At 34.9% G+C, this 10,658-nt stretch carries 9 protein-coding genes and 1 riboswitch; all 9 genes read left to right on the top strand.

The annotated features are described in order from the left end of the window. The coding region (locus tag MR593_RS10250; protein WP_290692539.1) for a Tex family protein at positions 1-1,887 on the top strand (1,887 nt) is incomplete at its 5' end. Positions 1,888-1,916: 29 nt separating this feature from the next. Continuing rightward, positions 1,917-2,432 carry a GNAT family N-acetyltransferase gene (locus MR593_RS10245; RefSeq protein WP_290692538.1) on the top strand — a complete coding sequence of 172 codons (516 nt, stop codon included), beginning with the start codon at positions 1,917-1,919 and terminating at the stop codon, positions 2,430-2,432. Positions 2,433-2,448: 16 nt separating this feature from the next. Beyond that, entirely contained in the window at positions 2,449-3,636 is a 1,188-nt protein-coding gene (locus tag MR593_RS10240) for an amidohydrolase (RefSeq protein WP_290692536.1), read from the top strand. 105 nt (positions 3,637-3,741) lie between these two features. Then, positions 3,742-3,865: riboswitch (FMN riboswitch) on the top strand. Between the two features lie 111 nt (positions 3,866-3,976). Then, positions 3,977-4,588: an ECF transporter S component gene (locus tag MR593_RS10235; RefSeq protein WP_290692534.1), complete on the top strand. Its 612-nt coding sequence runs from the start codon at positions 3,977-3,979 to the stop codon at positions 4,586-4,588. 332 nt (positions 4,589-4,920) lie between these two features. Continuing rightward, a complete protein-coding gene (gene adhE, locus MR593_RS10230) occupies positions 4,921-7,572 on the top strand; it encodes a bifunctional acetaldehyde-CoA/alcohol dehydrogenase (protein WP_290692532.1) in 2,652 nt (883 codons plus the stop codon). A 204-nt stretch (positions 7,573-7,776) separates the two neighbouring features. Next, positions 7,777-8,229, top strand: coding sequence for a tRNA (adenosine(37)-N6)-threonylcarbamoyltransferase complex ATPase subunit type 1 TsaE (tsaE, locus tag MR593_RS10225; protein WP_290692543.1), 453 nt, complete (start codon positions 7,777-7,779; stop codon positions 8,227-8,229). Next, entirely contained in the window at positions 8,229-8,948 is a 720-nt protein-coding gene (gene tsaB, locus MR593_RS10220; RefSeq protein ID WP_290692530.1) for a tRNA (adenosine(37)-N6)-threonylcarbamoyltransferase complex dimerization subunit type 1 TsaB, read from the top strand. The genes tsaE and tsaB overlap by 1 nt, the downstream gene beginning before the upstream one ends. A gap of 70 nt (positions 8,949-9,018) precedes the next feature. Further along, the gene (gene rimI / locus MR593_RS10215) at positions 9,019-9,471 is read left to right on the top strand and encodes a ribosomal protein S18-alanine N-acetyltransferase (protein WP_290692541.1); all 453 of its coding nucleotides are present in this window, start codon (positions 9,019-9,021) and stop codon (positions 9,469-9,471) included. Positions 9,472-9,489: 18 nt separating this feature from the next. Further along, positions 9,490-10,506: a tRNA (adenosine(37)-N6)-threonylcarbamoyltransferase complex transferase subunit TsaD gene (tsaD, locus tag MR593_RS10210; RefSeq protein ID WP_290692528.1), complete on the top strand. Its 1,017-nt coding sequence runs from the start codon at positions 9,490-9,492 to the stop codon at positions 10,504-10,506. Positions 10,507-10,658 lie beyond the last annotated feature (152 nt).

Genomic DNA, 10,658 nt, shown 5'->3' with positions numbered 1-10,658 from the left:
AAGGCAATAGCAAAGGCGAAAACTCTTCAAGAAGTAGAAGATATATATGCTCCTTACAAACAAAAAAAGAGAACTAGAGCGACTATAGCTAAAGAAAAGGGATTAGAACCCCTAGCTAATTCTATTTTAGAAAAAAATATACCTGATATAAATACTGAAGTATATAAATATATAGACGCTGAAAAAGGTGTAGAAACAATACAGGATGCTATAAAGGGTGCCTTAGATATAATTGCCGAAGTAATTTCTGATGATGCAGATATAAGAAAATACATAAGGAAATTATCTATAGACCATGGTGTAATTTACACTCAAAATGCAAAAGACGAAAAATCAGTATACGACATGTACTACGACTACAGCGAGCCAGTTAAAACACTTGCCTCACATAGAGTGTTGGCTATAAACAGAGGAGAAAAGGACAACTTCTTAAAGGTTAAATTAGAAATAGACAACGATAAAGTATTAAATTATATACAAAACAAATACATAAATAAAAATAACTCAAAGAATGAATCTGAAATAATTGCAGCTATAGAAGATTCATATAAGAGACTTATATTCCCATCAATAGAAAGGGAGATAAGAGCGTATTTAACTGAAAATGCCCAAGAAAGAGCGATAAGTGTATTTGGAGAAAACATAAAAAATCTATTACTACAACCACCTCTAAAGGGAAAAGTCGTGATGGGATTTGACCCAGGGTACAGAAATGGATGCAAGATAGCTGTTGTAGATAAAAACGGAAAATTCCTAGACCAAGTAATAGTATACCCACATGAATCACGAGCAGAAATGGAATCAGCCAAAAAGAAAGTTACAGACCTTGTGAAAAAATACAGCATAGACGTAATAGCAATCGGAAATGGTACTGCATCTAGAGAATCAGAAAAAATGATAGCTGACTTAATCAAAGAGCAAAATCTTCCGACTCAATACGTAATAGTAAGTGAAGCAGGTGCCTCTATATACTCAGCATCAGAGCTAGCAGCAGAAGAGCATCCAGATATCAATGTATCTATAAGAGGTGCGATTTCAATAGGTAGAAGACTTCAAGACCCACTTGCAGAGCTTGTAAAAATCGAACCTCAAAATATAGGTGTAGGTCAATATCAACACGATTTAAATAAAAAGAGACTTACAGAGGTTTTAGATGGAGTTGTAGAGGACTCAGTTAACAGTGTCGGAGTTGATTTAAATACAGCCTCATACTCATTACTTGAACACGTATCAGGTATAAGTAAATCAGTTGCAAAAAATATAGTTACATATAGAGAGGAAAACGGCGATTTCACATCTAGAGCTCAGCTTAAAAAAGTAAAAAGACTAGGACCAAGTGCGTTCGTACAATGTGCAGGATTTATGAGAATTGCAGGGGGCAAAAATCCTCTAGACAACACAGGAGTCCATCCAGAAAGCTACGATGTATGCAAGCAAATGATAGAAATGCTAGGCTACACTATGAAGGATATCGAAAATAGAAATATATCTGATATAGACGACAGAGTTAAAAAAATCGGATTAAAACAAATAAGCAAAAAACTAGAAGTAGGAGAACCTACTCTAAAGGATATAATCCAAGAAATCAAAAAGCCAGGACGCGACCCTAGGGATGAAGGTATGAAGCCTATTTTAAGAACAGATGTATTAAAAATCGAGGACATCAAGGAAGGTATGATTTTAAAAGGAACTGTAAGAAACGTAGTCGATTTCGGAGCCTTCGTAGACATCGGAATCAAAAACGACGGGCTTGTTCACAAATCACAAATGAGCAACAAATTCGTAAAGGATCCTATGCAAATAGTTTCTGTTGGAGATATAGTAGATGTCAAGGTTATAAGTGTAGATTTAGATAAAGGTAGAGTTTCTCTATCTATGAAACTTTAATTATATACAGTAGATAAGGGGGAGAGAAAATGGAATTTAGAAAAACAGTAAAAGCAGATGTACCAAAAGTAATGGAAATAATAAACCAAGCTAAGGATTACCTTAAAGGACAAGGAATCGACCAATGGCAAAAGGGATATCCAAATGAAGAGCTTATATACGACGATATAGAAAAAGGCATAGGATATGTAATGGTTAAAGACGGGGAAGTAATAGCTACAACAGCTATATCATTTGAAGAAGAAAGTGCCTACAACAAAATACAAGAAGGTAAATGGATAACAGAAGGAGAATACTCTTCAATCCACAGAATCGCAGTAGCTAATTCACAAAAAGGTTCAGGTGTAATGGGCGAAATGGTAAAATGTGTGCAACAAATGAGCTTAGAAAGAGGAATGCACAGCATAAAAATCGATACACACGAAGAAAATCTTTCTATGCAAAAAGCAATGGAAAACAGCGGATTTAAATACTGCGGTGTAATTTATCTAGAAGGTGGACCAGAAGATGGAGACAAAAGAGTAGCATACGAAAAAGTATTCTAAAAAATTGGAGGAAAATGTGTTAGTAATAAAAAATGGAACAATAAATACAATCACTGAAGGAATAAAAAAATCAAATATATTAATTAAAGGCAAAAAAATAATAGCGATAAAAGAGGATGTAGAGCCTTTGATTTCTGAGATTGAAGCTAATGAAGTCACAGAAGCTTTAGAAGTTATAGACGCAGAAGGTAAATTTATATTCCCAGGATTTATAGATGCCCACACTCACCTAGGTCTTTGGGAGGACGGCATGGGAATGGAGGGTGCAGATGGAAATGAAGAGACAGATCCAATCACACCCCAACTAAATGTAATAGACGGAATAAACCCAATGGACAGAACCTTCAAGGAGGCATATCAAGGAGGAGTAACTTCAGTATGTACGACTCCAGGCAGTGCGAATGTAATGGGGGGACAAGCTATAGCTATAAAAACTTTTGGGAAGAGAATAGATAAGATGGTAATAAAAAATCCTGTTGCATCAAAGATAGCCTTTGGAGAAAATCCTAAATCATGCTATGGAGGTAACGACGACACTCCACAAACTAGAATGGCAATAGCGGCATTACTTAGAGAAAATTTAAAAAAGGCAGAGGAATATTTACATGATTTAAAAGATTCAGAGGAAGATGAGGAAGTGGATAAGCCAGAATACGATATAAAATTAGAGGCACTTATACCTGTTCTAAAAAAAGAAATTCCTCTAAAAGCACATGCGCACAGAGCTGATGACATGTTTACCGCTATAAGAATTGCCAAAGAATTCGACTTAAAGCTTACATTAGACCACTGCACAGAGGGACATTTAATAGTAGATGAATTATTAGAAGAAAATTATCCTCTAATAGTAGGACCATCGTTATCAGAAAGATCTAAGATAGAGCTTAGAAACTTGACCTTTGAAACAGCTGGAATTTTATCAAATGCAGGCAAGGATATCTGCCTTATGACAGACCATCCAGTAATACCGCTACAATATCTGCCTATATGTGCAGGATTAGCGGTTAAATACGGTATGAAACAAGAAAAAGCACTAGAGGCTATAACTATAAATCCAGCTAAGGTTCTAGGAATAGACGACAGAGTTGGATCTATAGAGGTTGGAAAGGATGCCGATATAGTTATTTGGGATGGAAATCCCCTTGAAATTCAAAGCAATGTTTTATACACAATAATAGATGGAAACGTTGTCTATAAAAGATAAATAACGATATAAAAAAATAATAAACAATATAAATTTATTAATATAGTTGACATACAGACATGTATTAACTATCATTATAAGTGTAATAGGAAAATAAAATAACTAGAAAATCTTCGGGGCAGGGTGAAATTCCCTACCGGCGGTATAGCCCGCGAACTATTGTTTTTACGATAGCTGATTTGGTGTAATTCCAAAGCCGACAGTAGAGTCTGGATGAGAGAAGAGAGTTGTAAATTTAAAAAATTTATTTATTATGATTGCTCATAAAACTCGAAGAAGAAGGTTCTCTCGAGTTTTTTTATTTAGCCTATAATAATTTATTTTATTGGAGGTTATATTTATGCAACAAAGTGTTAAAGTTAAACAAACAAAAATGTCTACAAGAGTAATAGCGCAAATAGGGATTTTATCAGCAATAGCTTATTTATTAAGATTTTTCGAAATACCGCTACCAATATTCCCACCATTTTTAAAAATCGATTTATCTGATGTAGTTGCAGTATTCGGTGGTATATCAATGGGACCTGTTGCAGGTTTTGTAATAGTTGTAGTTAAGAATTTATTGCAAGCGATAACAGGAAGTACAACTGGTGGAGTTGGTGAATTTGCAAATATACTTATAGCAGGGCCATATGTACTTATGATATGCTTATTCTGTAAAAAGGTTAAAAGCTACAAAAACGTATTAATAGGTGCAGTATTAGGAACAATAGCAATGGCAATCGTAGGAGCTGTAGTAGATTACTTTATAGTATTCCCATTATACGCAAAGGTTATGGTTCCAATGGAAGTTATAATTCAAATGGGAACTGTATTAAATCCTAGAGTAACTGATTTATTCAGTTTCATGATTTGGCTTGTAGTACCATTTAACATAGTAAAAGGTGCAATCATGACAGTGGTAATTTTACCATTATATAAGAAAGTTGAAAAAATATTAGCAGTTAAATAGATGATAAAAGAAATAATACCTGTCTCATAAATTTGGGACAGGTTTTTTTGAATATTTAATGTTAAAAAAATAACTAATATTTTAATATTATAAAATACTTTATAAAGCTCAATGAAAATATCTATTTTGCATAATATATAGTAAAATACTGAATTTTGAACGAAAATGGTATAATTTGGATAAAAAATGGATCTGAAAAATTTTCTATTTTTTTGAAAAAAAGTACTTGCAAAGGTGTATATATTGTTATATAATTAACAACATAAAACAAGTGTTATTTTTTTAACAATTAGGGGATAATAAAAATTTTTATATAAAGGAGAGTATAAGACATGATAGTAAAAGACATCAACACATTACAACAGAAAATGGCTGAAGTAAGAGCAGCTCAACAAGAATACGCTACATATACTCAAGATCAAGTTGACGAGATATTCTTCCAAGTGGCAATGGCAGCAAATCAAGCGAGAATACCTCTTGCAAAAATGGCTGCAGAAGAAACTGGTATAGGAGTTGCAGAGGATAAGGTTATAAAAAACCATTTTGCTTCAGAATATATATACAACAAATACAAGGATGCTAAAACTTGTGGAGTTATAGATAAGGACGACGCTTTTGGTATAACTAAGATAGCTGAGCCTCTAGGTGTTTTAGCGGGGATAATTCCTACTACAAATCCAACTTCAACTGCGATATTTAAATGCTTAATAGCTTTAAAAACTAGAAATGCTATAGTTTTTTCTCCTCATCCAAGAGCGAAAAAATCTACAATAGCAGCAGTTAAGCTTTGTCTAGATGCAGCAGTTAAGGCTGGGGCACCTGAAAATATAATCGGATGGATAGACGAACCATCTATAGAATTATCAGCAGAAATAATGAAACAAGCAGATACAATACTAGCAACTGGTGGGCCAGGAATGGTTAAGGCTGCTTATTCTTCAGGAAAGCCTGCACTAGGTGTTGGATCTGGGAACGTTCCAATAATTTTAGATAAATCTTGTGATATAAAGGTTGCAGTATCATCTGTGATACATTCTAAAACTTTTGACAACGGAACAATATGTGCATCTGAACAAGCTGTTATAGTAGATGCTTCTATATACAATGAAGTTCAAAAAGAATTCGTTGCAAGAAACGCATATATAGCTAAAGGCAATGAATTAACTAAGCTTAAAAAAGTAGTTCTTGGACCAAACGGAACAATGAATGCTAAATTAGTTGGTAGACCAGCTGTAGAAGTAGCTAGAGAAGCGGGATTCGAAGTTCCAGCTGATACTAAATTAATAATAGGTGAAGCTACATCTACTGACATAAGTGAGCCATTATCTCACGAAAAACTATTCCCAGTATTATCAATGTACAAATCAAAGGATTTTGATGATGCAGTACAAAAAGCTGACCAATTAGTACAAGGTGGTGGAATAGGACACACTGCTGGAATATATATAGATGTAGTTAATAACAGAGAAAAATTAGATAAATTCCAAAATAAAATGAAGGCTTGTCGTATACTAGTTAACACTCCATCTGCATTCGGTGGAATAGGAGATGTTTACAACTTCAAGCTAGAGCCATCACTAACATTAGGCTGTGGATCTTGGGGAAATAACTCATTCTCAGGTCAAGTTGGACCATTCCAATTATTAAACGTAAAAACAGTTGCAGAAAGAAGGGAAAACATGCTTTGGTTTAGAACTCCTGTTAAAACTTATATCAAAAAAGGCTGCTTAGGTGTTGCGATAAAAGAATTAGGACCAGAATACTACGATTTCAAAAAAGCGTTTATAGTAACTGACTCATTCCTATACGAAAATGGATATACAAAACCAGTAACTGACCAATTAGACGCTATGGGAATTCAACATGCTACTTTCTCAGAGGTTGCACCTGATCCAACGTTAAAAATAGCTCAAAAAGGAGCTGATCAATTAAGAGCATTTGAGCCAGATGTAATAATAGCAATAGGTGGAGGTTCACCTATGGACGCAGCTAAAATCATGTGGGTAATGTACGAACATCCAGAATGCGACTTCTTAGATTTAGCGATGAGATTCATGGATATAAGAAAGAGAGTTTACCAATTCCCTAAAATGGGCAACAAGGCTAAATTCGTAGCTATACCTACTTCTTCAGGAACAGGCTCTGAGGTAACTCCATTCGCAGTTATCACAGATGATGAAACTGGACAAAAATATCCACTTGCAGACTACGAATTAATGCCAACTATGGCTATAGTAGATGCGGACATGATGATGAATCAACCTAAGGGATTGACTGCTGCTTCTGGTATAGATGCTTTAACTCACAGCTTAGAGGCATATGCTGCGATGCTGCAAACAGAATTCACTGATGGATTAGCTATGCAAGCTACAAAATCAATATTTGAATATTTACCAAGAGCATATGAAAATGGAGCAAATGACCCTAAGGCTAGAGAAAAAATGGCTCATGCTTCAACAATGGCAGGTATGGCGTTTGCTAATGCTTTCTTAGGAGTTTGCCACTCATTAGCGCATAAACTAGGTGCTTACCACCACATACCACACGGTGTGGCTAATGCATTATTAATAAACCTAGTGCTAGAATTTAACGCTAGTACAGCTCCAAGAAAAATGGGTACTTTCCCACAATACGAATATCCAAACATGATAGCTAGATATGCTGAGCTTGCTGAATTTGTGGGATGCAAAGGTAAAACTGACGAAGAAAAATTCGAAGCACTACAACAAAAGATAAGAGATCTAAAGAAGGCTGTAGGAATACCTGAAACTATAAAAGAATTTGGTATAGATGAAAGAGAATTTTTAGCTAATTTAGATCAAATGGTTGAGGATGCGTTTGACGATCAATGCACAGGCGCAAATCCTAGATATCCTTTATTTGATGAAATAAAAGAAATGTACTTGAAGGCTTATTATGGGGAGGCTGAGTACGCTGAGTTAATTGGGGAAAATGAAGAAGACGACGAAGAATTTGTAAGCTAATAAAAAAATAACTACCAAGACCGGAAAATGAATAATATGTATTAAATGAAATAAGAGAGGGAACAAATCCTTCTCTTATTTTTATTGTCTAAAAAATTACTTATTAAATTTTATCTGTAAGCCTATAAATTTATAACAAACTATAATATAATAATATCTGATTCATATTTCAATATGAAATTAGATACGGAGATGAAAATAATGATAAAGAAAATATATTTAAACGAAGAAAAAGACACGAGAGAGATAGGCTTCAAGCTAGGCAAACTTCTAAAGCCAGGTAGCATAGTATGCCTAATTGGAGACCTAGGCGCAGGCAAGACTACCATGACTCAAAGTCTAGCCGAAGCACTAGAGGTAGACGACTACATCACAAGCCCAACGTTCACGATAGTAAACGAATACGAAGGCAAGATACCACTATACCATTTCGACGTATATAGAATCGGATGCAGCGATGAGATGTACGACATAGGATTCGACGAGTACATAAACGGAGAAGGTATATGCATAATTGAATGGGCGAACATAATTGAGGACATACTACCAGATGAATATTTAAAAATAGAATTGAAGTACAAGGATATGGGAAGGGAAATGACATTAATCCCTTATGGAGAAGAATATGAAAAAATAGTTGAGGAGTTGACTAAATAATGAAGATTTTGGGAATAGATACATCTTCTATGGCTGCGAGTGTGGCTGTTATAGAGGACAATAAATTAATTTGTGAATATACAATCAATACTAAAAAGACTCATTCACAAAAGCTTATGCCTATGATAGAAAATATGCTGAGTTTAAGTGATTTGAGCATAAGAGAGATGGATGCAGTGGCGATTTGCGAGGGGCCGGGATCATTTACTGGGCTTAGAATAGGTATGGCGACTGCTAAGGCTATTGCTCATGTTAATGATATACCAGTGATTGGTGTTAATTCGCTTGAGATACTTGCTGGAAACATGAACCTTTGCGACAAGAAAATTTGCTCAATACTAGATGCGCAAAGAAATCAAGTTTACACAGGTAGATACAAATACGTTGGTACAAAATTAACTGAAATAAAGGAAATAGGAATCGAGCCAATAGATGACCTACTTGAAGAATTAGCACAATCAAGTGAAGAATGGATATTAGTAGGTGAAGCAGTTTATAAATACGAAGATAAAATCAAAGAAATTGCAAACATAGAAATTCCTGCAGCATCAAACAACGTAACTAAGGCAAGTAGCTTATGTTCAGTTGCAAAAGCTAAGTTTGATGAAGGAAAGAACATCTACAATTGCTACAATATAAACCCTCTATACATAAGAAAATCACAAGCCGAAGAACAATACGAAGAAAAACAAAAGAGGTTGCAACAAAATGACAAATAAAATGGAAAACATGGACTTAGGAAACAACCCAGACATACACCATATTTTAAGTATGGCGACAGATTTAAACATGAACAATTTAATCATAAGACCTATGAGAAAAACAGACATAGACGAGGTTCACAAGGTAGAGGTAGACTGTTTTGCCGATCCTTGGTCTAAAAAATCTCTAATGGATGAGCTAAAAAACAATTTAGCGAGATATCTTGTAGCAGATTTAAATGGTAAAATTGTCGGATATATTGGGATTTGGCTTATAGTAGATGAGGGGCATATAACAAACGTGGCAGTTCACAGTGATTATAGAGGTCAGAGAATAGGAGATAGATTAGTGCACGAAATGGTCGAATTATGCAAGAAGGAAAACATATATTCAATGACATTAGAGGTTAGAAAATCAAATTTAGTGGCACAAAATTTATATAGAAAATACGGATTTAAAATGGCAGGAATAAGAAAAGAATATTACAACGATAATAAAGAGGATGCCATAATTATGTGGAATCAATTGAAGGAATTTTAATAACGAGGCGGTGAAAAAATGAAGGATATTATAACATTATCTATAGAAAGTAGTTGTGACGAGACAGCAGTTGCTATACTAAAAAACGGTAGAGAAGTGCTTGCAAATATAGTTTCAACTCAAATAGAATTACATAAAAAGTTCGGCGGTGTAGTTCCAGAGGTAGCATCTAGAAAACATATAGAAAACATCGATGCAGTTTACCAAGAAGCTCTAGATACAGCAGGAATCAAACCAGAACAAATCGACCACATAGCTGTGACTTACGGTCCAGGGCTAGTTGGTGCGCTTTTAGTAGGATTATCTTATGCAAAGGCTCTTGCATTTACTCTAGGAATTCCACTAGTTGGAGTAAACCACATGCAAGGTCACATAAACGCAAATTACATAGAACACAAGGATTTAAAACCACCATTTATAACTCTAGTAGTTTCAGGTGGACATACTCACTTAGTAGAGGTTAAGGATTACCAAACTTACGAAATCTTAGGAAGAACTAGAGACGATGCTTCAGGTGAGGCTTTCGATAAAATCTCTAGAGCGATGGGACTTGGATATCCGGGAGGCCCAATCATAGATAAATTGGCAAAACAAGGAAACAAACACGCGATAGAATTCCCGAGAGCTTACTTAGACGATTCATACGACTTCAGCTTCAGCGGACTAAAATCAGCAGTATTAAACTACCTAAACAGCCAAAAAATGAAAAAACAAGAAATCGTAGTAGAAGACGTCGCAGCATCTTTCCAAGAAGCTGTAGTAGAAGTCCTAGCTACAAAAGCTGTAAAAGCTGCCAACGAAAAGGGCTACAAAATAATAGCTCTATCAGGTGGAGTTGCAGCGAACTCAGCACTTAGAGAAAAAATCACAGACATGGCGAAGGAATACGATATAGAAATCAAATACCCAAGAATAGAATTATGTACAGATAATGCGGCTATGATAGGCTGTGCTGGATACCATAATTTTATAAATGGTAAAATTGACGATATGTCATTAAATGCTGTGCCTAACTTGAAGATAAATATTAATTAATGTAAGGTTTATTGAAATGAGTGTAGATGAAATCAGACAGGCTAAGGACGAACTTATTAGAATGAGTAATGATGATACTCAACGTGAATTATATGAAATGAGAGCAAAAACTTTAAAAGATAAAGTAAGTGCATTGAATGAAGCTGAAAGAA

The organism is Intestinibacter sp. (assembly GCF_022780145.1).
Classification (GTDB): domain Bacteria; phylum Bacillota; class Clostridia; order Peptostreptococcales; family Peptostreptococcaceae; genus Intestinibacter.
Note: the sequence above shows the minus strand (reverse complement) of the source record. Positions and strands in the feature narration are given on the sequence as shown.

Bases quoted from the DNA above. Each gene is read 5' to 3' on its own strand.
- MR593_RS10245 (WP_290692538.1), top strand. From the start codon at position 1,917: ATGGAATTTAGAAAAACAGTAAAAGCAGATGTACCAAAAGTAATGGAA.
- MR593_RS10235 (WP_290692534.1), top strand. From the start codon at position 3,977: ATGCAACAAAGTGTTAAAGTTAAACAAACAAAAATGTCTACAAGAGTA.
- adhE (WP_290692532.1), top strand. From the start codon at position 4,921: ATGATAGTAAAAGACATCAACACATTACAACAGAAAATGGCTGAAGTA.
- tsaB (WP_290692530.1), top strand. From the start codon at position 8,229: ATGAAGATTTTGGGAATAGATACATCTTCTATGGCTGCGAGTGTGGCT.
- rimI (WP_290692541.1), top strand. From the start codon at position 9,019: ATGAACAATTTAATCATAAGACCTATGAGAAAAACAGACATAGACGAG.
- tsaD (WP_290692528.1), top strand. From the start codon at position 9,490: ATGAAGGATATTATAACATTATCTATAGAAAGTAGTTGTGACGAGACA.